We start from the raw sequence: 22102 nt of genomic DNA, 5'->3' as shown, positions 1-22102 counted from the left end.
TTGAATGGTATTGCCCCGGCTTCGTGGCTCTTCCGCGCTTTGCGTGGATCAGTTGGCGAGGAGGACACGGCGGAGCAGATCGAAGCTGGCGCGACCGAAGGTCTGGCGCTTCAGCAGCTCCAGTTTGTTGACCTGCCCTTCTGTCTGTCCGCTGCTCCGTGGCATGCTGAGTGCAGCCTTCACGGCCGCGCTGTCCTGCTGCAGTCCGTTGGCGAAGGTGATCAGTGCGGCCACGCCACTGCGGCTCGCGTCTCGGAGCCAACCCCTGAGCGCGGTCATTGGTGCGCGGCCTCTTGGCGTGGCGCCAAGGCTCTGGCCCCGTACAAGATCGGCAAAGCGGCGGACGAGCGTGGAGACCGTGGCCGCGAGGGCATCCTGCTGGATGCGCTCGACGGTAGCGTCCTCCTCCTGGGTGAGGCACTCCCGCGGCCGGGTCAGAGACCAGGCGAGTTGCCGCGGCGAGGGCAGTGCGGGTGCGTTTCCGCTGCTGGCAGCGCGCGCAGTCTCGGTGTCATCCCCGAGCTTGGGCCCGTATTTCGAAGGCCTATTGCGTCGTGGGTTGAGCCAACGATGCACCTGCCTCGCCGTGCCGGGGTAGCCGAGGCTGCGAAGCTCGCGCCAGAGCTCCATGGCGTTCTCGCAGCGCTCGGCGAGCCTCGCCTCGAGATGGGCGAGGTAGGGGTCCAGTAGACTGGGACCGGGAGCACGCACGGCGCGCTCGGGGAAGCTCTCGGCTCCGGCGTACTTCCGCACCGTCCCGCGGGCCAGGCCCATGCGGCGGCTGAGGGCGAGCAGTGGTTCGCCCGCAGCGTGCCGACGCCGGACCTCATCGTAGAGGGCCATCCTGCGGCCCCGTGCCTCTGCGCCAGCGACGCGCTCCGCTCGGCTCCGCGCGAAGGTGCCTGAACGTCCCATCGAGGAGGGGCACTGTCGAGCGACAGGCGGCAGACGCCGGAGGCGACCGTGGACGCCGGCCAGCCAGCGCTCGGCCATCTGCCGCACGTTCAGCAGAAGATGCGTAAGCGTCAGCCGGCTTTAGTGCAGCAACCTTGCGGGCGGTGCCGTGATGGGCTGGGCTCACGGATGAGCAGCTGGAGTGAAGCGGGCAATGGCGGTGCGGTGTCGTCGGGGCGGGCCGCGGACGCGGTACAAGGTCCGCGACTGGGCCGCCTATGACCACTCGCTCGTGCGCCGGGGCGACATCACGGTTTGGGTGTCGCTCGAGGCGGTCGCGGGGTGGCGAGCTCCTGGCGGCCGTCGCACCTGCACCGACGCGGCGATCGCGGCGGCACTGACCGTGCGCGCCGTCTACCGCCTCGCGCTGCGGCAGGCAGAGGGCTTGGTCCGCTCCATCTTCACCCTCCTCGGCCTGGTCTTGCCGGTGCCGGACCACACGACCCTGTCGCGCCGCGGCCGGACGCTGCCGCTCAACCGGCATGCCGATGCCGGGCGTGGCCTGGATCTCGCCATCGACAGCACGGGCCTGCGCTTGGCCAAGCCGATCGGTGCGGGGCACGAGGGTTGGCGCAAGCTGCACATCGCCGTGGACCCGGACACGGGACAGATTATCGCGGAAGAGCTGACGCGCTCGGATGTGCACGACACCGTGCCAGTGCCGGCACTGCTGGATCGCGTCGCCGGTCGGATCGGGCGTGTTTACGGCGACGCGGCATACGCGGGCGGGCCGACCTACTGAGCCGTCGCGGAGCACCGTCAGGTCCTGCCGAACGCCGAGGGCGTGTTCAGGCCGAAGGCGCCTGACGTGCGCGCGGCAGATGAGTTGAACCCGCTGACCGGGCGCGGCCGAAACGCGCAGCACGTCGCGCGCAAGGGTCGCTGCGCGTGGGAGCGCGCGACCGGCTACGGCCGCCGCAACGCGGCGGAGTGGACGCACTCGCGATGGAAGCGCCTGCTCGGGGGCGCTCTGCGGTTGCGGAGCCTCGAGGGGCAACGGGCCGAGGCCGCGATCGCCGCCCGCACGCTGAACCGCATGGCCGAACTCGGCATGTCTCGCGCCCTACGGACTGCCTGACGCTCACCGGGCGAGCACTGCCTCGTCCTCATCGCCTTGCTGCACCAAAGTCGATCCTCCCCCGTGCTCACCACTGGTTCTCAACGGGCAGGCGCGTCACGCCACGCTCGGGGTCAGCCATGCCTCCAGGAGAGATCATGACCGATGGTCACGAGATCCACGATTACGCAATGCGCCGTCTTGGTCGATGATGGCAGATTGCGCGCCCCAGGCCGTCCACATCATCACTCGTATGAGCACTCGCAGACGCGCTCTCCACCAGGTCGCCGTCCACCGCACGCCCCCTGGGCCACAAGAACAGACCTCGGCGGCTCAGACCCGACCCTCAACCGTGGGCGTCGGACGACGGATACCCTGCAACAGAGCTCGCGCTAGAGCGGTATCCGGCCTGACTGAATCGGATGTGATCCGCGGCTTCGTCGCGAGGTGATTCAGTGTCGCCTGGTTAGGAGGCGGGCGGGCATGTCGAGGGCGTTGTCGGTAGACCTGCGGGAGCGGGTGGTGGGGGCGATCGCGGCGGGGTCGTCGTGCCGAGCGGCCGCGGCCCGCTTCGGGGTGAGTGCGGCGAGCGCGATCCGGTGGGCCGCCCTTGCGCGGGACAAGGGCTCGGTTGCGCCGGGTCCGCTCGGCGGGGACCGGCGGTCGGGGCGCATCGAGGCGCACGCGCCACTGATCCTGCGGTTGGTGGACGCGAAGTCCGACATCACGCTCGCGGAGATCCGGGCCGAGCTCGCAGGGGCTGGCGTGGCGGTCGGGATGGGCACGCTATGGCGCTTCTTCGACCGGCGCCGGATGACATGGAAAAAAAGACGGCCCACGCCGCGGAGCAGGACAGGCCGGATATCCTGAAGCGGCGCTGGGCGTGGTTCGACGGCCAGCTCGACCTCGATCCCGACCGCCTCGTGTTCATCGACGAGACCTGGGCCTCGACGAATATGGCCCGCACCCACGGCCGGGCACCGAGGGGTGAGCGGCTGCGGGCCGCGGTGCCGCACGGGCACTGGAAGACCACGACCTTCGTCGCCGGATTGCGCAACACGGGCATGGTCGCCCCGATGGTGCTGGACGGGCCGATCAACGGCGAGCTGTTCCAGGCCTACGTCGACCAGGTGCTGGTGCCCGAGCTGCGCCCCGGCGACATCGTCGTGATGGACAACCTCGGCAGCCACAAGGGCGCGGGCGTGCGACGCGCGATCGAGAGCGCGGGTGCGACCCTGCTCTACCTCCCACCCTATTCGCCCGACTTCAACCCGATCGAGAACGCCTTCGCGAAGCTGAAATCCGCTCTCCGCGCCGCCGCCGAACGGACCCTCGACGGGCTCTGGACCACCATCGGCCGTCTCGTACCGACATTCACGCCCGCCGAGTGCGCGAACTACTTCGCCGCCGCCGGATACGATCCAGACTGAGCGGAAAACGCTCTAGGTTGGACGTCCTGTGATGAGACATAGTTCTTGCTTTGTTCTCGGATGCTCGCCTATCTTCCTTGCCATGCAGAACCCCCCCGCTGCCGCTCCTGCCGCCCCTGTCTGGCTGTCGCATCAGAACATAGCCCTGGCCGTCGCTCGCCGAGATGAGGCCGTCCAGCGCGAGAGACCACCAGAGGAGGTCCGGCAGGCGGTCCAGTCCGCGATTCTCGGCGTCCACATCGCGCTGCCTCAGACGATGATCGAGGAAGCCGTCACCTGGGTCATGGGATGGCGATCGGTCCGCCTCGCGGCGCCGCCCCCTGAACTTCTCGGCGCCGGGTCACCTCGCGGCGCGCTTGCCACCCGCCTCGCGTCCCAGGGGATTGTCGTCGGGGTGCTCGGCGCACCGTCGATCACTGGCTCATCGCTCGCGGCCGCCGCGGAGTGAGACATCATGTCCGCCATGCAGGGGCCGCCGGAAGGTAGGCCCGATCCGAGGACGTCGACGCCCGGCTACGCCCCCGTGCCGCCTTTCCCGAACCTGGACGGCCTCACGCCAGAGGAGCGTGACGTCGCTGTCCGAAGGCATGGCGTCGCGATGGACCTGTGGAGACTCCAGGTGACGACGCTGACCGAACTCGCGAAGGTCGGAGCCGAGGCGTCTCGCCTAGCGGTTGGCCAAGCCCTCGTTGTCAATGCCGGTGGCGGCGTCGCTCTCCTCACCCTTGTCGGCAACCTCGTGGGGCGGGGAGGGATGACCCTCGAGGGACTCCTACCGCGCGTCGGGCCTGCCCTGCTTGCGTACGCGACGGGGGTGATGCTCGCCGTCCTTGTGTCGGTTTGCGTCACGCTGTCGCACAACGCCGCATTCGGGCTACGTGTGACGGCGTCCAGCCGGTGGCGTGGGTTAGCCGCCATTTTGTTTGGAATGAGCCTCGGCGCGTTCGGGGTGGGTACGGCCATCGCGGCGGTCGTCTTGCTTGCGCCGGGCCGATGAGCCACCGCGCCCGAGTACGGTGAGTTGAAGCGACCGGGAGTTAACGGTGACGTACGCGACGGGTGAACCGAACATCGCCAGCGGCCTGCCGTCGTTAAGTCTGTGCCGGAGGGATCCGGACGATGCGACTTCGTGGTAGGATAGCTCGATGGAAAAGGGCCCACCATGAAGGACGGTGCGCCACCCGACGTCGTCGGGTACGTTGGGATTCACATCCCCGCCCACGGCCTCTGGCAGGGGTTCTTCGCGCGCGAGACCTACCGAGTTCGCGGGGAGGAGCTGCTCCGCAAGACGGGCGGCGTGGTCCGGGACCCGCGCGGTGAGGTCGGCGTGGCCGATGCGATGCCGGGCGTCGCGCCTGCGGACCAGGCGGCGGTGGGCGCGCTTTCCGCACTCCTCGCCCGCATGCTCGTCCTCTCCGAGGAGGCTGGCCCGTCACGTCCGGACCCCGCGGTGCTGGAGAGCGCGATTGGGGCGGCCTCCTCAGCCCTGGTCGCCGCCGCCGGGCACCCATGGCTTCTCGTGACCGCGACGCCGGATCGCACCGGCTCGGCTTTCCACACGGAGGTGCGCCGCCTGGCTGCCGTTTCGCTCGACGAGGCCCGGGAGGCGGTCGCGGCCGAGATCCAGCGCACGACGGACCTGACCGGCCTGGCTTCCGACCTCACGGCGGGCCTGCGTGCCGCCGAGCGCGGCCGCTCGTGACGGGGCGGGCCGCCTGCTGGGTTGCCCTCGCGACGGCCCTCCTGCTCGGCGGGGTGGCCTGGGCGGACGACGCGGCCCGCGTCTCGTCCATCCGGGATCGCGTGCTCCTGGCAGGAGACGTCCTCCGGGTCGCCCACCTCGCAGGAGCCTGCCGCCTCCGCGACGCCGATTGGATTGCGCAACTTCGGGACCTCGTGGCCGCCCGGCAGGCCGAGGATGCCCGGCGTCACACCGACGAAGTCGAGGGCGGTGAGGCGTCGCTCCGCTGGATGATGCTGGGAGCGCGTCTGAACGCCACCGCCGCGGCGACGGCGGAGCACGAGCGCTACGGTCAGGCAGCGTGCCGGGAGCTGGAAACCTCGGGGGATCTGACGGCGGCCGATCGTCTTCTCGATTCGCGTTGAAGCGCGCGTCCGCCCGGGGCTCGTCCGTTGGGGGCCGCCCCCGCCTGATGCCGGGCCGGGTCAGGACAAGGTGCAGGCCGCATGCATCACGGCCCAGCGGACGGTGCCTCGGCAGGTTCGTTAGGTTGTTTCGTCAGCGGGAGCCCTTGCGCTCAGCCGGGACGCCGGACACCGTGACCCCGCGCCGGTGTGCACGCAACAGGCGGTGCCGGGCCCCACGGAAATACGCTTCCATCAGCGACGCGGTGAGCGCCTCGTCGCCTGATGCCAACGCTTCCGGAAGGGTGCGGAAGTATCCGGCGATCGCCGACCACTCGTCCGCCGTCGCATCCATGTAGCTCGCCTGCATGACCATTCCGAAGGTCGTGCGGTGGAAAGCCGACGCGAGCCAGTCGTTGCCGCAGAGGTCGAACAGGAGGGCGTGCGCATCCCGTACGAGGCGGAATGCCTCGGTCACCACGAAGTCTTCGGCCGCGTGCCGCCCGACGTAGACGTGGACCGCACGGCAGCGCTCGGCCACCGCCGCGCGGCCGTCAGCATCTAGTCGCCGTGCCGCGAGCCGCCCGCACATCGATGCGAGGTGAGCGCGCAGGTCGCCAAGATCGGACATGGACTGCTCCGTCAGGAGCGACACGGCAACGCCCGCGTTCGGCCGGTGCTGAACGAAGCCGTCAGCTTCCAGCTGCCGCAACGCCTCACGGACCGGCGTCCGGCTGATCCCGAGATCCGCCGCGAGGTCACGTTCCACGAGCCGCATGCCAGGGCGAAAGCGGCCGGAGAGGATGCCACTCTGGATGGCCTCATACGCACGGGTGATGGCCTGGGACAGGATGGTGCTCCCGATGGCGTGCCATCGGGACCATAGCGACGAATTCCCTTGCCACGAAGGCCCGTTTGGTATGCCATACCATCCAAGCCCCGGCGACACGGGGCGGAGGAAACGCCCTTGGACGTCAGTGACGGCCTGGCGCGACTGCGCCTGATGCATACCATCCGCGCCTTCGAGGCCGCGGCCGCGGAGGCTTGGTTCGCGGGCGAGGTCCGTGGCTCCGTTCACCAGTCCACAGGGCAGGAGGCGGTCGCCGTCGGTGTCTGCGCGGCCCTTCGCCGCGACGACTGGCTCGCTTCCAACCACCGCGGCCACGGGCACGCCATCGCCAAGGGTGCCGATCCCCGGGCCATGATGCTGGAGCTTTTCGGCAAGGCGGGCGGAACCTGCGGCGGTAAGGGTGGCTCGATGCACATTGCCGACTTCTCCGTCGGCATGCTCGGTGCGAACGGGGTGGTCGGGGACGGCGTCACCCTCGCAGTCGGGGCGGCTCATGCCGCGCTCCTGCGGGGCGAGGCCCGGATCGCTGTAGCCATGTTCGGCGACGGCGCGATGAACCGCGGACCGTTGTTGGAAGCATTGAACTGGGTCCGCGCGCTTGAATTGCCGGTCCTGCTGGTGTGCGAGGACAACCTCTACTCCGCTACGACCCGTACTGCAGACGTGACCGCTCTGGTGGACGACCCGCTCGCGCGCCCGCTCGCCTTCGGCTTGCCTGCGGAGAGCGTGGACGGAAACGACCTCGACGCTGTCATAGAGGCGGCGACACGGCACGTGAGGCAGGTGCGGGCAGAGGGGCGTCCCGCCTTCCTCCACTGCCGCACCTACCGCTGGCACGGCCACTTCGCGCCGGACAAGGCCGCCTACCGGGACGCCGACGACCACGCGCGCCGCATCACGGACGACCCCATCGCCCGTCACGCCGCCCGCCTGCACGCCGCGGGTGTTTCGGAGGCCGAGACGGCCCGGATCGCCCGGGACGCGGAGGCCTTCATCGCGGAGGCTGTCGCCGAGGCGAGATCGGCGCCCTGGCCCAATCCCCGGGAGGCGTTCACGGACGTACAGGACGTCGGCGCACCCGAGCAGCTCTCGCGCTGGGCCGCGGCATGACCGAGCTTACCTACGCCGAGGCCTCTCGACTTGCGCTCCAGCAGGAGATGACGCGGGACCCGCTCGTCTGGGCGCTCGGCGAGGACCTGGGCCCGGAGGGCGGCGTCGCCGGACAGTACCGCGGCCTGCAGCAGATGTTCGGCCGCCGCCGGATCGTGGACACCCCGATCTCGGAGAACACGATCATGGGGGCGGCCGTCGGTGCCGCGGTCTGCGGCACCCGCCCCGTGGCGGAGCTGCGCTTCGCTGATTTTGGTCTCTGCGCGGCCGACGAGCTCATCAATCAGGCGGCGAAGATCCGCTACATGTTCAACGGCCAGGCCCGGGTGCCCCTCGTTGCCCGGCAGGCCATCGGCTTCCGCAACGGCATCGCCGCGCAACACTCGCAATCCACCGAGGCCTTCTGGGTCCACGTACCCGGCTTCGTCGTCGTCGCGCCCGCCACCCCGGCCGACAACCACGCGCTCCTGAAGGCCGCGATCCGGTGCGACGATCCGGTCGTCTACCTCGAGCACAAGGAGCTCTGGGCACTACTAGGCGAGGTGGACGCCGAGGCGCCGCCAGCCGAGATCGGTCGGGCGGAGCGGATCGTCGCCGGGCCGGACGTCACGATCGTGACCTGGTCCCGCATGCGGCACGTCTGCGAGGGGGCTGTTCGCGACTTGGTGGAGGGCGGCGTTCGACCGGACCTCTTCGACCTCCGGTCCCTCTGGCCCTGGGATCAGGAGGCCGTTCTGACCTCCGTCCGCAAGACGGGGCGCCTGCTGGTGGTTCATGAGGCCGTGCTGACAGCGGGTCTCGGGGCGGAGATCGCACAGACTGTCACGGAAGCCTGCTGGGGCGACCTGAAGGCCGCGCCCGTTCGCCTGGGCGGCCCACGCGCCCCGACCCCCTTCAGTAAGCCTCTCGAAGACCTGCACCGGATCACCGAGGGGCAGGTGGCCGACGCCGCGCGAAGGCTCCTTGCCGCATGAACCTCGACGGCCGACATATCGTCGTGACCGGCGGGGGAGGCGCCATCGGTGCGGCAATCGGTCGACGGCTGGCCGCCGCTGGTGCCCAGGTCCTACTGGCCGACCGCGATGCCGCCGCGGCCGACCGGGCCGCCGACCGTCCCGGACTACATCCCGCCGCCCTCGACGTGACGGACGAGGCGGCGTGCGATGCGCTGCCGGATCTGGCCCGTGCCCGGCTCGGCGGTCTGGACGGCGTCGTCCACTGCGCGGGTGCGGGCGCCGAATCCCCGATCGTCGAGACCTCGCTCGCCGAGTGGCGCCGCATGCTCGATCTGAACCTAACCGGGACCTTCCTCGTCCTGCGCGCCTGCCTGCGGGCGATGGGGCAAGGCTGCGCGATCGCCGTCGCCTCCACCGCGGGGGAGCGTGGCTCCGCCCGGCGCGGTGCCTACGCTGCCGCGAAGGCAGGCGTCGTCAACCTCGTCCAGACGCTCGCCATCGAGCGCGCGCCCTTCGGCCAGCGCGTCAACGCCATCTCACCCGGCCCCGTCTCCACTCCGCTGACGGACCGCATGCATTCGGACGCGACGCGGGCGGAGTTTGACCGTCGTATCCCGCTCGCCCGTTACGCGCGCCCCGAGGAGATCGCGGGCGCCGCACTCTTCCTCCTCTCGGACGAGGCCTCCTACGTCACGGGAGAGGTGGTGCGGGTGGACGGCGGCTTCCTGTCCGCGGGGGTGATGGGATGACCGACCTCGTGATCGACGCCCATCACCACATCTGGCGCCAGGCGGATCTGGAATGGCTCCAGGGTGAGGAACGTCCCCGTATCTTCGGCCCCTACCGCCCGATCATGCGCGACTACCCGCTGACCGAATTCGTCGCAGATGCCTCACCGCTCGGCGTGACCAAGTCGATCTACGTCCAGGCGAACTGGCCGAACGACCGGGCCTTCGACGAGGCGGCGTGGGTGCAGTCCGAGGCGGAGCGCGGCGGGACGATCGCGGGGATCGTCGCCCACGCCGACTTCGCCCATCCTGAGGTTGGGAAGCACCTGGAACGTCTCCGGGCGTCGCCCCTGATGCGCGGCATCCGGCAGCAGCTCCACTGGCACGGGACGCCGCTCTACCGCTTCGCCGCCCACCCCGACCTCTCGGATGACCCGGCCTGGCGCCGCGGCTTCGCCGTGCTGGGATCCACCGGCTGGATTTTCGAACTGCAGGTCTTCGCGGGTCAGGCCGACCCGGCTGAGCGGCTCGTGCGCGACTTTCCCAGCCAGACCTTCGTTCTCGAACACGCGGGAATGCTGGAGGACCGCTCGGAGGAGGGCTGGGCTGCATGGCGCGCCTTCATCCGGCGCCTCGCAGCCTACCCCAACGTCACCACGAAGCTCTCGGGCCTCGGCACGTTCATCCACGCTGCGCGGGGGAGGGACTGGGCTCCCGTCATCCGGGACACGCTCGACGCCTTCGGCCCTGACCGCTGCATGTTCGGCAGCAACTTCCCAATTGAGAAGCTCTGGACCTCCTACACCGCTCTCTTCGATGCGTTCCAGGCGGGCATCGCGCATTTAGATGACACGGGGCGCCGTGCCGTCCTGCACGACACCGCGGCCCGGGTGTACCGGCTGTGACCGGGCGTCTCGCGGGCAAGGTCGCGCTGGTCTGTGGCGCGGGAACCGAAGGGGGCGGCCTCGGGAATGGCAAGGCGGCCGCGCTGGCCTTCGCGGAACAGGGTGCGCGACTCCACCTGCTGGATCGTGATCCCGCGGCGCTGGCGGAGACGGCGGGCGAGATCCCCGGAAGCACGACCACCATTGGCGACGCGACGGATCCGGCGGTATTGCGAGAGGCCGTCTCGGCCTGCGAGTCGGCCCATGGTGGTCTCGACATCCTGCATAACAACATCGGCGCCGCCGTTCAGGGCGCGGCGGAGAATGTAACGGCCGAGACCTTCGAGCGCGGCTTCCGCCTGAACGTCACGACCGCGCTCCTCGCGATTCAGGCCGCCATCCCTGCCATGCGGCGCCGCGGGGGCGGGTCCATCATCAACATCGCCTCGATCTCTGGCATCCGCGTCCTCGAGGGGCTGGCCTACGTCGCTTACCCCGTGGCGAAGGCCGCGCTGTCACAGCTGACGCGGGTCGTCGCGGCGAACCACGGGCCAGACGGCATCCGCTGCAACGTCATCCTGCCCGGCTTCATCCTGACCCCAATGGTCGAGCGCGCCGTGCTCGGCGCCGCGGGCGGGATGACGCTCGATGCCTATCTCGCGAAGCGTAGCGCTGCGATTCCGCTCGGGCGCTGGGGGGAGGCCCGGGACGTCGCCATGGCCGCCGTCTACCTCGCCTCGGACGAGGCCCGATACGTCACGGGAGTGGAACTGGTGGTGGACGGCGGGGCGACCCTGCTGACCGGATAGCGAACGGGGAGGAAAGAATGAACGGGATCACCATCGGGCGGCGCGCCGCCCTGTCCGCCGGTCTGGGGGCCGCGGGCCTCGCGATGCCGCTGGTCGCGCGCGCCCAGCCCGCAGGGCAGCCGATCAAGATCGGCTTCTCTGTCGCGCAGACCGGGACGCTCGCGGCCGGTGGGCGTCCATCCCTTCTCGCTCGCCAGATGTGGGCGCAGGACGTCAACGCCCGCGGCGGCCTCCTCGGGCGGCCCGTGGAACTCGTCTTCTACGACGACCAGACGAGCGCCGCGCAGTCGCCCGGCATCTACGCAAAGCTCCTCGACGTGGACCGCGTGGACCTGCTGATCGGCCCCTACGGCACGCCGGTCCAGGCGCCGATCATCCCGCTCGCGCGCCAGCGCGGTAAGCTGCTCTTCGGCAACTTCTCCTTCCGGGCGAACGAGGAGACCCGGTACGACCGGTACTTCAACATCGCCCCGTTCGGCGCGACGCCTGACGCGTGGCCCGGCGCCTTCGTCAAGCTCGCGAACCGGCGTGGTCTGAAGCGCCTTGCCATCATGGTCGCGGATGCCGAGGGCACGGTGGCCCTCGGCGCGGGAGCTCGGGAGACGGCGCGCGGGCTCGGAATGGAGATCGTCTACGACCAGCGCTATCCCTTCAACAACGTGGACTTCTCCTCCGTCATCCGCGCCGTCCGGAACGCGCGGGCCGAGGCGGTCTATGTCGGGTCCTTCCCGAATGAGACCAATGGCATCATCCGGGCGGTCGAGGAAATCGGCGTCGGCAACACGGTCCAGCTCTTCGGCGGTGGTATGGTCGGACTGCAGTTTGCGCCATTGCTGGAGAGCCTCGGCGACTCCGTGAACGGCATCGTCAACTTCCAGACCTACGTGCCCGAACGGACGATGGACTTCCCGGGCATCCGCGACTTCATCGGTCGTTACGCGACCGCCGCGAAGACTGCGGGCGTGGATGTGCTGGGCTTCTATCTCGCACCCTTCAATTACGCGATGGGACAGATCCTGGAGGCCACGATCAAGGCCACGAACAGCATTGAGGACGAGTCCCTCACCCGGCATATGAAGTCGGCCGAGTTCGAGACCGTCGTCGGCAAGATCGCCTTCGGCCCGACGGGCGAGTGGCGGGACCCCCGCGTCGTCCAGGTCCAATTCCAGGGCGTGCGGGGCAATGACGTCGAGCAATACCGGCAGCCCGGCCGCCAGGTGATCGTGGAGCCACCGGAATACGTCTCAGGCGAGCTGCGCGTGCCCTTCGAGCGGGCGCGGCGCTAGCGGCTTGGACCTCGAACTCCTCCTTGAGGCCGTCATCGCGGGGCTGCTGCTCGGCGGCTTCTACGCCGCCCTGTCGCTCGGCCTCGCGATCGCCTTCGGGCTGCTAGACGTGCCGCACATCGCCCACCCGGCCTTCGCCCTGGTCGGGGCCTACGGTGCGGTCCTGCTCCAGGGACGGTTCGGCCTGGACCCGGTCCTGGCGGGGCTGATCCTCGCCGTGCCGTTCTACTTCTTCGGTACCGCCGTTTATCGCTTTTACCACATGACCTTCGAGCGGCGGGGCACCGACGCAGGGCTGCGGGGCCTCGCCTTCTTCTTCGGCGTCGCCTTCGTGGCGGAGGTCGCGCTGATCCTTGCGTTCGGCATCGACCAGCGCGGCGTGCGGGCTGCCTACATCGGGCGCGCTCTGATCCTTGGTGACTTCCGCCTGCCCTGGCGAATGATCGTGGCATCCGGGGTCGCGCTGGTGGTGGCTGGCGCCATGATGCTCTGGCTCTCCCGGACCTATGTCGGCCGTGCCGTCCAGGCGGTCGCGCAGGACGCGACGGCGCTTTCCCTCGTCGGTGCCGATCCCGTGCGCGTGAAGCGGATCGCGTTCGGGGTGGCGACCGCCTCTGTCGCCCTGTCCGGCGCGCTGCTTGTGGTGGTCGGGCCGGTGGAGCCGAACATGGCCCGGATCTACATCGGCAAGGTCTTCGCCATCGTCGTCCTTGCGGGCCTCGGAAGCATCTCGGGCACAGTCCTCGCGGCCCTGCTGCTCGGTGTGGTCGAGAGCCTCATGCTCTCCTCGACGGCAGCCTCATGGACGCCTGCCGTCGGCTTCGGCCTGCTGCTCGCCGTGCTGGCCCTGAAGCCGCAGGGGCTGTTCGGGCGATGAAGGGTTGGGGACGCTTCCTCGCCGGAGGATCTGCTGTCATCGCGCTCGCGGTGCTCGCCACAAGGCTCCCGACGAACGAGTACGCCTTCTTCGCAGCCTTCGTCGTCCTGCAGTTCGTGGTCCTCGCCACTGCCTGGAACATCCTCGGCGGCTATGGCGGTTACGTGAACTTCGGTACCGGCGCCTTCGTCGCGACGGGAGCCTACGTCGCGGTCGCCCTGTTGAAGTGGCTCGACCTGCCCCTCTTGGCCCTGGTCGCAGCGGGGGCGGTGGCCGGAGCCCTCCTCGGCGCCGGTGTGGGTCTGCTCACCCTGAGGCTTCGCGGCATCTACTTCGCCATCGCGACCCTCGCGGTCACGGTGATCCTCGAAACCGCGGTGCTGAACTGGGACTACGTGGGCGGGGCGCGGGGCATCACAGTGGACCGGCCCCAGGTCGACGCGCTCTTCGGCACCTACAACCGCATGCTCGTCGTCCTCATGACGGTGATGGCAGTGCTGGCCGTTGGGATCGCCCGCTGGGTCGGGCGGTCCGCCTTCGGACGGGCCCTCTCCGCCATCCGCGACAGCGAGGACGCGGCTGAGGCCTGCGGCGTGCCGACCCTCCGCCGCAAGGTCGAGGCGGCCGCTCTCTCCGGCGCGCTGATGGGGGCGGCCGGGGCGCCGCTGCCGCTCTTCCTCTCCTTCGTGGACCACACCTCCGCCTTCGGGCTGCACTATGCTGTTTCGGCCATGGCCATGCCAATGATCGGCGGGACCTCGCACTGGATCGGGCCGGTGATCGGGGCGCTCCTGCTCGGAACGGCGCAGCAAGCGGTCACCGTCACGATCTCCTCGGAGGTCAACGTCCTCGTCACCGGTCTCCTGCTCATCGGCTTCGTCGTCGCGGCGCCGAAGGGCATTCTCGGGTTGCTGCGGCGATGACGCCGCTGCTCGAGGCGACCGGGATCGTCAAGCGCTTCGGCGGCTTCACTGCGCTGTCCGGCGTCTCCGTCTCGGTCGCCCCGGGGGAACGGCTGGGCATCATCGGCCCCAACGGCTCGGGCAAGACCACGCTGATGAACGTGGTCGCGGGCCGGATGCGGCCGGACGGCGGAAGCGTGCGCCTGGACGGCGCCGACCTAGCCGGGCTCTCCGCCTGGCGCCGCGCGAGGCTCGGCATCGCCCGGTCTTTCCAGATCCCGCTGCCGTTCGGCGGGATGACGGTTCGCGACAACCTCTGCGTGCCGCTGGAGCAGCGGGGGAGGCAGCGCCGGGTGTTCGGGCGGAGGTTCTCCTGGCCGAGTTCGGTCTCGGCGCGCGCGCGGCGGACCCGGCAGCCGATCTCTCCCAGGTGGAGCTCCGGAAGTTGGAGCTGGCCCGCGCCGTCGCCGGGAGCCCCCGCCTGCTCATCTCGGACGAGGCTATGGCCGGGCTCTCCGGCCGCGAGATCGATGAGGTGCTGGACCTGCTCCTGCGCCTCAACGCGCGCGGCATCGCCGTCATCATGATCGAGCACATGATGCGGGCGATCATGCGCTTCTCCCAGCGTGTGGTCTGCCTCGACCTTGGCCGCATCATTGCTGAGGGGACGCCGCGGGAGGTCGTGGCCGACCCCGAGGTCCGGAGGGCCTATCTCGGTGCCTGACCTCTCCGTCACCGGCCTTGAAGCGGGGTACGGCGCCGTCCGCGTGCTGCACGGCGTGTCTCTAGAGGTCCGGTCTGGCGAGACCGTCGCGCTGCTCGGCACCAACGGCAACGGCAAGTCCACGCTGATGAAGTGCCTCTCGGGGCTCCTTCGTCCGACCGCCGGACGCATTGTCGTGGACGGCCGAACGGAGCTGGGCGCCATCCCGCCGCAGGATGTGGTCGCTGCGGGTGTCTCGCTCGTCCCGGAAGGCCGACGGCTGTTCCCGCGCCTGTCCGTCGAGGAGAACCTTATCCTCGGTGCCTTCCGCGCGGAGGCTCGGGCGACGGTCGCTGAGGAGCTCGAGCGGGCCTGGGCCACCTTTCCGATCCTGAAGGAGAAACGTCGACAGATGGCGGGCTCCCTCTCCGGGGGACAGCAGCAGATGGTGGCGATCGCCCGCGCCCTCATGGCCCGGCCGCGGTTGCTGCTGGTGGATGAGCCCTCGGTCGGCCTTGCGCCGATCCTCGTCGCGCAGGTCATGGACACACTTGCAGCCCTGAAGGCCGAGAGAGGCCTGACGATCCTCATGGCCGAGCAGAACTTCGAGCAGACCGCCCGAGTCGCCGACCGAGGCTATGTCCTCGTGCACGGGGAGGTCGCCTTTGGCGGGACGACGGCGGAGTTGCGCGAGAGCGAGGCCGTCCAGGCCCTTTACCTCGGAGTGACCTGATGGACGCCCTCCCCAACGCGACCGCCGTGCGGATGACGGGCGGGGAGGCGCTGGCCCGCTCCCTCCAGGCCGCCGGCGCCGGCCCGATCTTCGGGATGGGCGGCTTCCAGCTGCTGCCCTTCTACGAGGCCTGCCGGGCGCTCGGCCTGCGCCACTTCCTCATCAACGACGAACGCACGGGCTGCTTCGCCGCCGACGCCTATGCCCGCGTCACGGGCCGGGTCGGCTTCGCGGACGCGACGCTCGGCCCGGGTGCGACCAACCTCGTCACCGCGCTCGTTGAGGCGCTGAACGCCGGCACGCCCCTCGTCGCGATCACGGGCGACGCCAACCGCGACCACGCCTGGAAGAACATGACGCAGGAAGCGCGGCAGGTGGAGATTCTCCGTCCCGCCGCGAAGGAACTGATCCGCGTCGAGAGCACGAAGCGCATCCCCGAACTGCTGCGCCGCGCGCTGTCCGTCGCGACCTCCGGCCGACCGGGACCGGTGGTGCTCGACGTGCCGGAGGACGTGGCGCACGGGGAACACGAGTTCTCGCCCACGGATTTCGAGGTCCCCGAGCGGATCACCCGCATCCCCGCCGTGCGGTCCCGCCCGGCGCGGGAGGACGTGGAGCGTGCGGCGGCGATGATCGCCCGCGCCCGCCGCCCGATGCTGCTGGTGGGCGGCGGCGCGCATCTCTCCGTCGCCTACGATCCCTCCCTGCGGCTGGTGGAGGAGGGATCCATCCCGCTCGCCCACACCATCTCGGGCAAGGGCGCGATCGCCTGTTCCCATCCCTTCAACGCCGGCCTCTTCGGCCGCTACTCGCGCATCGCCAACGACTTGATCGCGGAATCCGACCTGCTGATTGTTGCGGGCTGCAAGCTCGGGGAGATCGCGACGAAGCGCTTCCAGTTGCTGCCCGAGGGCGTGCCCGTCATCCACCTCGATATCCTCGCGGAGGAGTTCGGGCGGACGTCCCGCTGCGACGTCGCGCTCTGGGGCGACATGGGGGCGGGCCTGACCGATCTGGCGGATGCCCTGCAAGGCCGGAAGCACGACCGTGCGGGCCCTGAACGGTCGGAATGGGCCGCCACCGTCGCGCCGCGCATGGCGAAGTGGAAGCACGACGCCCGCGACCGGCTGGAGAGCACGGAGCGCCCCATCAACCTTGCGCGCCTCATCGGCGAACTGAACCGGCTCATGCCGGAGGACGGCGTGCTCGTGGCCGATGGCGGCTTCGCCGGACACTGGACCGGGCTGCTGTTCGAGACGAAGAAGGCGGGACGTCACTACGTCCCCGACCGCGGCTTCGCCTCCATCGGCTACGGCCTGCCCGGTGCCATCGGCGCGCAGCTGGGCGTCGGGCCGAACCGGCGCGTGGCCGCGCTGACCGGCGATGGCGGCTTCAACATGACGCTCGGGGATCTCGAGACGGCGCGGCGCACCGGCGTCGCCCCGATCCTCTTCGTCGTGAACAACGCGGCCTCCGGCTACGTGAAGGCGCTGCAGCACGCGGTGTATGGCCACGGCAACTACCAGTCCTCCGACCTCGTCGAGATGGACTACGCGGCCATCGCGAACACCATGGGCTGCCGCGGCATCCGCGTGGAGGATCCCGACCGCATCCCCGACGCGATTCGGGAAGGCCTGGCGAACACGTCCACCCCGACCGTCGTGGACGTGATCGTCACGCGCGACCCGGCCAAGATGCTCCCGGGCGTCGATAACCGCACCCTCAAGGTCGAGAAGGGCGACAGACCGGTGTGACACGACAGGGCGTAGCCCCATCAGGTGGGTGCGAAGCGCCCCGGGGGGTTGTGTTGCAAAGTTCGGCTTATGTCGAAGCGCGTCTTGTACGGTGTCTGATCAGGCCGCGACCCCGAACAACTCGGCGATGAAGGTGGCCTGCGCCCGCATGTCTCGCCCGCCGACTTGCTGAACCTGTCCCTTCCTCACCATCGCCATCACCTCGTAACCGGCCAGCGTTCGTCGCGCCGTCCGGAAGCCCCCGAAGCCCAGCCCCGGTCGGACCAGCCGTTTCACGCGCCGGTGATCTTGCTCCACGATGTTGTACAAGAACTTGGCCTGCCGCAGCCGCGCGAAGCGCCAGAGCTCGCTCTCGGCTTTCATGTCCGACACGGCCAGCGGGTAGGCCGGGTTCCGGTCGACGGTGATGCTGCACGGGTTGACCGTGTGCGGCTGGCCCAGGGCCTTCCTGAAGAACCGCTTCGCAGCCTCCGCATCTCGCTTGGCTGAGAGGGGGAAGTCGATCGTCGCCCCACGGCTTTCCACCGCACGATACAGGTAGGTCCAGCGCCCCTTCACCCGGATGTAGGTTTCATTGACCCGCCAGGATCCGTTGCTCATCCGCAGGTGCGGCCGGATCCGCCTCTCCAACTCCGGCGCATAGGCCCCGATCCAACGAAAGATCGTCGTGTGCGCGATCTCCACCCCTCGATCCCAATCATCACATCGAGGTCGCGGTAGCTGATCGGGAACATGAGGTATCACCAGACAGCCCAGAGGATCACCTCGGCTGCGAACTGGCGGCCCTTGAAGGACCGACCCACCCCGATCTCATCCAGTGGTCGCCGCTTCGTCATCCCGAAACATGGCCCCGGTCACTGCCGGGCTTAAAACCTGCAACGGAACCGCGCCATCCATGCTCGCCATCTTTGCGTCCGCCTTCCTCTTCGGCCTCGCCTTCAACGCTGCCCCCGGCGCAGTCACCGCCGAGAGCCGGCGGCGAGGTCTCCGCGGTGGCTTCCGCCCGGCTTTCGCAGTTCAGTTCGGCTTCCTCGTCGGCGACTTCGGTTGGGCCCTCCTCGGCCTCGCCGGCGCCGGCGCCGGCGCCCTCTTCTCCCTGCCGCTTCTCCGCGTGCCTCTCGAGATCGCGGGTGCAGGTCTCCTCGCCTGGATGGCCTGGGGTGCCCTGCGCGACGGGCGCGCTGGCGGCTCGTTCCAGCTCCCCAAAGAGGAGACCGACCGCGGAGCGCTCGCCGCCGGGGCGGCGCTTTCGCTCTCGAATCCGCAGAACGTTACCTTCTGGGTTGCCCTCGACGCGCCGATGGCAGCCCTTGGCGTCGAGCGCCCTCTCTCCCCGGAGGCGGCGACCTTTTTCGCCGGCTTCGGCGCCTCCTCCATTCTCTGGTGCTTCGTCGCCGCGGGCTTCATCGCCTGGGCGGGGATGATCCTCACCCCTGCCCTGCACCGGGGCCCAACCTCAGCTGCGCCGCAGCACTCGCCGCCTTCGCGATCCTCGCTTGGGTCGGCGCCGTCCGCGGAATCTTGGGCTGACGCCGGCAGCGCACCACGTCATTGCAGTCGTGCACCTCTCCCATCAGCTCCGTTGCGCTCCGGCGATCCGTGACGCGCGGCGCGGGGGCCTGCATGGGATAACCTCAACCGTCAGGGCAGAGGGAATGCGTCGAGGTGGTCTTGGGAAAGAACGTGCTCGTTGCGGGTGGCAGCCGCGGAATCGGCCTCGGGATCGCGGAACGCCTCGTCCGAACCGCCACCTGCCTCTGGTGCGTCTCCCGCTCCCCCTCGCCGCATGGGGAATGGATCGCGGCCGATCTCGCCACGGGCGAGGGCGTGATGGCCGTTGCGGACCGCCTCGGCGGCGAGCGCCTCGATGCCCTCCTCTACTTCGGCGGCACCTGGGAGCGGGACGCCTTCACGACGGGCTACGGCTTCGAGCGCGGCGACCGGGCCGAGATGGAGCGCGTGCTCGCCGTAAACCTGCTCGCCCCCATCCACCTCGTGCACGCCCTCCTGCCCGCCCTGCGGCGATCATCCTCGCCCCGCGCACTGTTCATCGGCTCCCTCTCCGGCCTCGACAACGCTGCCTCGCGTGAGGTAGCCAACTCCGCCTCGAAGTCCGGCCTGCGCGGCGCCGCCGGGGCTCTCCGGCGCGAGCTGCCCTGGCTCGCCGTCACGGTGCTCAACCCAGGCAACGTCGCGACGCCGGAGGTGGAGGAGGATATCGCGGTAGGGCGCTTCGGCCCGCAGGTGCCGATCCCGATGGACGACGTCGCCGCCTCCGTCGCCTTCGCCATATCCCTCTCGCCCGCCGCCGTCGCGACGGAGATCAACCTATCCCAGATGGCGTAGGGGAATTGGCGACTTGTTGGAAGTGGCGCCGAGTCTTCCGCACGAGGGTGCGTGCGCGGGTTCAGGCCGCGATCTGGACGCATGTTTCCTCGCGCCAGACCCGGAAGGCCTTGGCGCGAGCACGCCGATGCTGAGCCGCGGTCATCAGATGCCGCCGTGGCCGGAAATGGCCGTAGATTGTTGATTCGCGTTGAGATCTGACCCGGGGAGGGCCTGAGTTTTCGCCGAGAAATGACCCGTGTCTGAGCACGTCCTCGACCGCACGGTCGGGGTGATCGGAGTGATTGACATGGAGTTGTCCAGTGTGATCCGGCGGTGGCGCCACCGGGATGGGATCTCGATCCGGGAGATCGAGCGTCGGACGGGTTTGTCGCGGAACACGATCCGCAAATACCTCCGCTCGGACGCGGTCGAGGTGAGGTTCAAGGTACCCGAGCGCCCGAGCCGTCTGGACCCGTTCGCCGGGGAACTGTCGCGATGGCTCGAGGGGGAGGCGAGCAAGGGTCGCAAGGGACGCCGGACCGCGCGACGGCTGCACGCCGACCTGGTCGCGCTGGGCTACGCTGGCTCCTACGCGCGGGTTGCGGCCTTCGTCCGGCGCTGGCGGGCGGATCGGGAGGTTGCGCAGCGCACGCCGGGGCGGGGCGTGTTCGTGCCGCTCGCCTTCGGGCCAGGCGAGGCGTTCCAGTTCGACTGGAGCGAGGACTGGGCGATGATCGGCGGCAAGCGGGTCAAGCTGCAGGCCGCGCACACCAAGCTGTCGTACAGCCGGGCCTTCGTGGTGCGAGCCTACAGGCTGCAGACCCACGAGATGCTGTTCGACGCCCTGGCCGAGGCGTTCCGGGTGCTGGGCGGCGTGCCGCGCCGCGGCATCTTCGACAACATGCGGACGGCGGTGGACCGCGTCGGCTCGGGCAAGGTCCGGCAGGTGAATGCGCGGTTCGGGGCCATGGCGAGCCACTACCTCTTCGAGCCGACGTTCTGCAGTCCGGCCTCGGGCTGGGAGAAGGGTCAGGTCGAGAAAAACGTCCAGGACGCCCGGCGGCAGATCTGGCAGGCCCTGCCGCCTTTCGGCGACCTGTCCGCCCTCAACACCTGGCTCGCGGCCCGCTGCATCGAGCGCTGGGGCGAGATCCCGCACGGAGAGTTGCCGGGCAGCGTCGCCGAGGTGCATGCCCGGGAGACGGCGAGCCTCATGCCGCTGGGACGGCCGTTCGACGGCTTCGTCGAGCACGCCAAGCGCGTGTCGCCGACCTGCCTCGTGCACTTCGAGGCCAACCGCTACAGCGTCCCGGCCTCCTTTGCCAATCGGCCGGTCAGCTTACGGGTCTACCCCGACCGCCTCGTCGTGGTGGCCGAGGGGCAGGCCGTATGCGAGCACGCCCGGATCGTCGAGCGCGCGCACGACGTGCCCCGCCGCACCGTCTACGACTGGCGGCACTACCTCGCGGTGATCCAGCGCAAGCCGGGGCGCTCCGCAACGGCGCGCCCTTCGCCGAGATGCCGGAGGCGTTCCGCAACCTCCAGGCCCAGCTGCTGCGGCGACCCGGGGGCGAGCGGGAGATGGTGGACGTCCTCGCCCTCGTGCTGCAGCACGACGAGGCGGCGGTGCTGTGCGCCGTGGAACTGGCCCTTGAGGGCGGCATCGCAAGCAAGACCCATGTCCTCAACATCCTGCACCGCCTGACGGATGGACGCGGCACGACCGCGGCCATCGACGCGCCGCAGGCCCTGGTACTGCGCCAGGAGCCGAGGGCCGACATCGGACGCTACGACGCGCTGCGGACCCGCGAGGTGCGCCATGCGTCATGATCCGGCGAGCGCCGCCCTCGTGGTGATGCTGCGCGGGCTGGAGATGTTTGGCATGGCTCAGGCCGTGGGCGAGCTGGCGGAACAGGGAGCGCCTGCGTTCGAGGCGGCCGTCCCCACCCTGTCCCAGCTGCTCAAGGCCGAGATGGCCGAGCGCGAGGTGCGCTCCGTCGCCTACCATACCAAGGCGGCCCGGTTCCCGGCCTAGGAGGACCTCGCCACCTTCGACTTCTCGGCGAGCGAGGTGAACGAGGCCACCGTCCGCCAGCTGCACCGGGGGGACTTCACCGAGCGGGCCGACAACGTCGTGCTCATCGGCGGGCCCGGCACCGGTAAGACCCACCTCGCCACGGCGCTCGGCGTCCAGGCCATCGAGCACGGCCGCAAGAAGGTGCGGTTCTACTCCACGGTCGACCTGGTGAATGCGCTGGAGGGGGAGAAGGCCGCCAACAAGGCCGGGCACCTCGCCGCCCACCTGCTCCGCCTCGACCTCGTCATCCTCGACGAGCTCGGCTACCTGCCGTTCAGCGCATCAGGGGGCGCCTTGCTGTTCCACCTGCTCAGCAAGCTCTACGAGCGCACCAGCGTGGTGATCACCACCAACCTCAGTTTCAGCGAGTGGGGTGGCGTGTTCGGCGACGCCAAGATGACCACCGCACTCCTCGACCGGCTCACCCACCACTGCCACATCCTGGAGACCGGCAACGACAGCTTCCGGTTCAGGAGTAGCTCGGCCGAACCCAGAAAGGGGAGGACCAAAACACCCGCTTGACCCGCGACGCAGGCCTGCGGGACATATCCACCCACGGGTCAGTTCTCAGCAAAACTC

General features: G+C 69.7%; 22 protein-coding genes and 4 pseudogenes. 23 read left to right on the top strand and 3 right to left on the bottom strand.

Going from position 1 to position 22102, the window contains the following annotated elements; translation table 11 throughout:
- Nucleotides 1-48: 48 nt before the first annotated feature.
- Nucleotides 49-843 (bottom strand): transposase, encoded by a 795-nt coding sequence (locus ACE7GA_RS27490; protein WP_376100804.1) that lies wholly within the window; start codon nt 841-843, stop codon nt 49-51.
- A 253-nt stretch (nt 844-1096) separates the two neighbouring features.
- Between ACE7GA_RS27490 and ACE7GA_RS27485 the strand changes: the two genes are divergently transcribed.
- From ACE7GA_RS27485 to ACE7GA_RS27455, 7 genes are all read left to right on the top strand, one after another.
- Nucleotides 1097-1696 carry a transposase gene (locus ACE7GA_RS27485; RefSeq protein ID WP_376100802.1) on the top strand — a complete coding sequence of 200 codons (600 nt, stop codon included), beginning with the start codon at nt 1097-1099 and terminating at the stop codon, nt 1694-1696.
- Between the two features lie 66 nt (nt 1697-1762).
- Entirely contained in the window at nt 1763-2032 is a 270-nt protein-coding gene (locus ACE7GA_RS27480) for a hypothetical protein (RefSeq protein WP_376100800.1), read from the top strand.
- Nucleotides 2033-2494: 462 nt separating this feature from the next.
- A protein-coding gene (locus ACE7GA_RS27475) for an IS630 family transposase (protein ID WP_376100691.1) occupies nt 2495-3441 on the top strand; the annotation gives its coding sequence in 2 pieces (ribosomal slippage) (nt 2495-2833 and nt 2836-3441; 945 coding nt in all).
- An 82-nt stretch (nt 3442-3523) separates the two neighbouring features.
- The gene (locus tag ACE7GA_RS27470; protein WP_376100798.1) at nt 3524-3889 is read left to right on the top strand and encodes a hypothetical protein; all 366 of its coding nucleotides are present in this window, start codon (nt 3524-3526) and stop codon (nt 3887-3889) included.
- 6 nt (nt 3890-3895) lie between these two features.
- Nucleotides 3896-4438 (top strand): hypothetical protein, encoded by a 543-nt coding sequence (locus ACE7GA_RS27465; protein ID WP_376100796.1) that lies wholly within the window; start codon nt 3896-3898, stop codon nt 4436-4438.
- A 165-nt stretch (nt 4439-4603) separates the two neighbouring features.
- A complete protein-coding gene (locus ACE7GA_RS27460) occupies nt 4604-5143 on the top strand; it encodes a hypothetical protein (protein WP_376100794.1) in 540 nt (179 codons plus the stop codon).
- Complete coding sequence (locus tag ACE7GA_RS27455) at nt 5140-5547, top strand: hypothetical protein (RefSeq protein ID WP_376100792.1); 408 nt, start codon at nt 5140-5142, stop codon at nt 5545-5547. Before ACE7GA_RS27460 ends, ACE7GA_RS27455 begins: the two co-directional genes overlap by 4 nt.
- A 133-nt stretch (nt 5548-5680) precedes the next feature.
- On the opposite strand, the gene ACE7GA_RS27450 is transcribed toward ACE7GA_RS27455, so the two are convergent.
- Entirely contained in the window at nt 5681-6535 is an 855-nt protein-coding gene (locus ACE7GA_RS27450) for a GntR family transcriptional regulator (RefSeq protein ID WP_376100790.1), read from the bottom strand.
- On the opposite strand from ACE7GA_RS27450, the gene ACE7GA_RS27445 reads away from it, so the two are divergent.
- The 12 genes and pseudogenes from ACE7GA_RS27445 (at nt 6494) to ACE7GA_RS27390 (ending at nt 17118) form a co-directional block, all read left to right on the top strand.
- Nucleotides 6494-7486: a thiamine pyrophosphate-dependent dehydrogenase E1 component subunit alpha gene (locus ACE7GA_RS27445; protein WP_376100788.1), complete on the top strand. Its 993-nt coding sequence runs from the start codon at nt 6494-6496 to the stop codon at nt 7484-7486. The genes ACE7GA_RS27450 and ACE7GA_RS27445 overlap by 42 nt on opposite strands.
- Nucleotides 7483-8460, top strand: a complete 978-nt coding sequence (locus ACE7GA_RS27440) for an alpha-ketoacid dehydrogenase subunit beta (RefSeq protein WP_376100786.1) — start codon at nt 7483-7485, stop codon at nt 8458-8460. Before ACE7GA_RS27445 ends, ACE7GA_RS27440 begins: the two co-directional genes overlap by 4 nt.
- A complete protein-coding gene (locus ACE7GA_RS27435; RefSeq protein WP_376100784.1) occupies nt 8457-9191 on the top strand; it encodes an SDR family NAD(P)-dependent oxidoreductase in 735 nt (244 codons plus the stop codon). The genes ACE7GA_RS27440 and ACE7GA_RS27435 overlap by 4 nt, the downstream gene beginning before the upstream one ends.
- On the top strand, nt 9188-10075 hold the full coding sequence (locus ACE7GA_RS27430; RefSeq protein ID WP_376100782.1) for an amidohydrolase family protein: 888 nt from the start codon (nt 9188-9190) through the stop codon (nt 10073-10075). Before ACE7GA_RS27435 ends, ACE7GA_RS27430 begins: the two co-directional genes overlap by 4 nt.
- Entirely contained in the window at nt 10072-10863 is a 792-nt protein-coding gene (locus tag ACE7GA_RS27425) for an SDR family NAD(P)-dependent oxidoreductase (RefSeq protein ID WP_376100780.1), read from the top strand. The genes ACE7GA_RS27430 and ACE7GA_RS27425 overlap by 4 nt, the downstream gene beginning before the upstream one ends.
- A gap of 17 nt (nt 10864-10880) precedes the next feature.
- Nucleotides 10881-12149, top strand: a complete 1269-nt coding sequence (locus tag ACE7GA_RS27420) for an amino acid ABC transporter substrate-binding protein (protein WP_376100778.1) — start codon at nt 10881-10883, stop codon at nt 12147-12149.
- Nucleotides 12150-12153: 4 nt separating this feature from the next.
- Nucleotides 12154-13026 (top strand): branched-chain amino acid ABC transporter permease, encoded by an 873-nt coding sequence (locus ACE7GA_RS27415; protein WP_376100776.1) that lies wholly within the window; start codon nt 12154-12156, stop codon nt 13024-13026.
- Nucleotides 13027-13076: 50 nt separating this feature from the next.
- Nucleotides 13077-13949 (top strand): branched-chain amino acid ABC transporter permease, encoded by an 873-nt coding sequence (locus ACE7GA_RS27410; RefSeq protein WP_376100774.1) that lies wholly within the window; start codon nt 13077-13079, stop codon nt 13947-13949.
- Nucleotides 13946-14221 (top strand): annotated as a pseudogene (locus tag ACE7GA_RS27405) (ATP-binding cassette domain-containing protein); the annotation flags it as partial. The gene ACE7GA_RS27410 and the pseudogene ACE7GA_RS27405, both read left to right, overlap by 4 nt.
- A 137-nt stretch (nt 14222-14358) precedes the next feature.
- Nucleotides 14359-14652: a hypothetical protein gene (locus ACE7GA_RS27400; RefSeq protein ID WP_376100772.1), complete on the top strand. Its 294-nt coding sequence runs from the start codon at nt 14359-14361 to the stop codon at nt 14650-14652.
- Complete coding sequence (locus ACE7GA_RS27395; RefSeq protein ID WP_376100770.1) at nt 14645-15364, top strand: ABC transporter ATP-binding protein; 720 nt, start codon at nt 14645-14647, stop codon at nt 15362-15364. Before ACE7GA_RS27400 ends, ACE7GA_RS27395 begins: the two co-directional genes overlap by 8 nt.
- On the top strand, nt 15364-17118 hold the full coding sequence (locus ACE7GA_RS27390; RefSeq protein ID WP_376100768.1) for a thiamine pyrophosphate-binding protein: 1755 nt from the start codon (nt 15364-15366) through the stop codon (nt 17116-17118). Before ACE7GA_RS27395 ends, ACE7GA_RS27390 begins: the two co-directional genes overlap by 1 nt.
- Before the next feature lie 99 nt (nt 17119-17217).
- On the opposite strand, the pseudogene ACE7GA_RS27385 reads toward ACE7GA_RS27390, so the two are convergent.
- A pseudogene (locus tag ACE7GA_RS27385) lies at nt 17218-17954 on the bottom strand (IS6 family transposase).
- A 59-nt stretch (nt 17955-18013) separates the two neighbouring features.
- On the opposite strand from ACE7GA_RS27385, the gene ACE7GA_RS27380 reads away from it, so the two are divergent.
- From ACE7GA_RS27380 to istB, 4 genes and pseudogenes are all read left to right on the top strand, one after another.
- Nucleotides 18014-18721, top strand: a complete 708-nt coding sequence (locus ACE7GA_RS27380; RefSeq protein WP_376100766.1) for a LysE family transporter — start codon at nt 18014-18016, stop codon at nt 18719-18721.
- Between the two features lie 62 nt (nt 18722-18783).
- Complete coding sequence (locus ACE7GA_RS27375) at nt 18784-19464, top strand: SDR family oxidoreductase (protein WP_376100764.1); 681 nt, start codon at nt 18784-18786, stop codon at nt 19462-19464.
- Nucleotides 19465-19753: 289 nt separating this feature from the next.
- A pseudogene (istA, locus tag ACE7GA_RS27370) lies at nt 19754-21276 on the top strand (IS21 family transposase).
- Nucleotides 21266-22045, top strand: a pseudogene (istB, locus tag ACE7GA_RS27365) (IS21-like element helper ATPase IstB). The pseudogenes istA and istB overlap by 11 nt, the downstream one beginning before the upstream one ends.
- The last annotated feature ends 57 nt before the right edge of the window (nt 22046-22102 follow it).

It is taken from the genome of Roseomonas sp. CCTCC AB2023176 (assembly GCF_042259275.1).
Taxonomy (GTDB): domain Bacteria; phylum Pseudomonadota; class Alphaproteobacteria; order Acetobacterales; family Acetobacteraceae; genus Roseomonas.
This window is presented reverse-complemented; position numbering and strand designations above follow the sequence as displayed.

Bases quoted from the DNA above. Each gene is read 5' to 3' on its own strand.
- ACE7GA_RS27435 (WP_376100784.1), top strand. From the start codon at position 8,457: ATGAACCTCGACGGCCGACATATCGTCGTGACCGGCGGGGGAGGCGCC.
- ACE7GA_RS27450 (WP_376100790.1), bottom strand. From the start codon at position 6,535: ATGCATCAGGCGCAGTCGCGCCAGGCCGTCACTGACGTCCAAGGGCGT.
- ACE7GA_RS27430 (WP_376100782.1), top strand. From the start codon at position 9,188: ATGACCGACCTCGTGATCGACGCCCATCACCACATCTGGCGCCAGGCG.
- ACE7GA_RS27440 (WP_376100786.1), top strand. From the start codon at position 7,483: ATGACCGAGCTTACCTACGCCGAGGCCTCTCGACTTGCGCTCCAGCAG.
- ACE7GA_RS27380 (WP_376100766.1), top strand. From the start codon at position 18,014: ATGCTCGCCATCTTTGCGTCCGCCTTCCTCTTCGGCCTCGCCTTCAAC.
- ACE7GA_RS27465 (WP_376100796.1), top strand. From the start codon at position 3,896: ATGTCCGCCATGCAGGGGCCGCCGGAAGGTAGGCCCGATCCGAGGACG.
- ACE7GA_RS27460 (WP_376100794.1), top strand. From the start codon at position 4,604: ATGAAGGACGGTGCGCCACCCGACGTCGTCGGGTACGTTGGGATTCAC.
- ACE7GA_RS27390 (WP_376100768.1), top strand. From the start codon at position 15,364: ATGGACGCCCTCCCCAACGCGACCGCCGTGCGGATGACGGGCGGGGAG.
- ACE7GA_RS27470 (WP_376100798.1), top strand. From the start codon at position 3,524: ATGCAGAACCCCCCCGCTGCCGCTCCTGCCGCCCCTGTCTGGCTGTCG.
- ACE7GA_RS27420 (WP_376100778.1), top strand. From the start codon at position 10,881: ATGAACGGGATCACCATCGGGCGGCGCGCCGCCCTGTCCGCCGGTCTG.
- ACE7GA_RS27490 (WP_376100804.1), bottom strand. From the start codon at position 843: ATGGCCCTCTACGATGAGGTCCGGCGTCGGCACGCTGCGGGCGAACCA.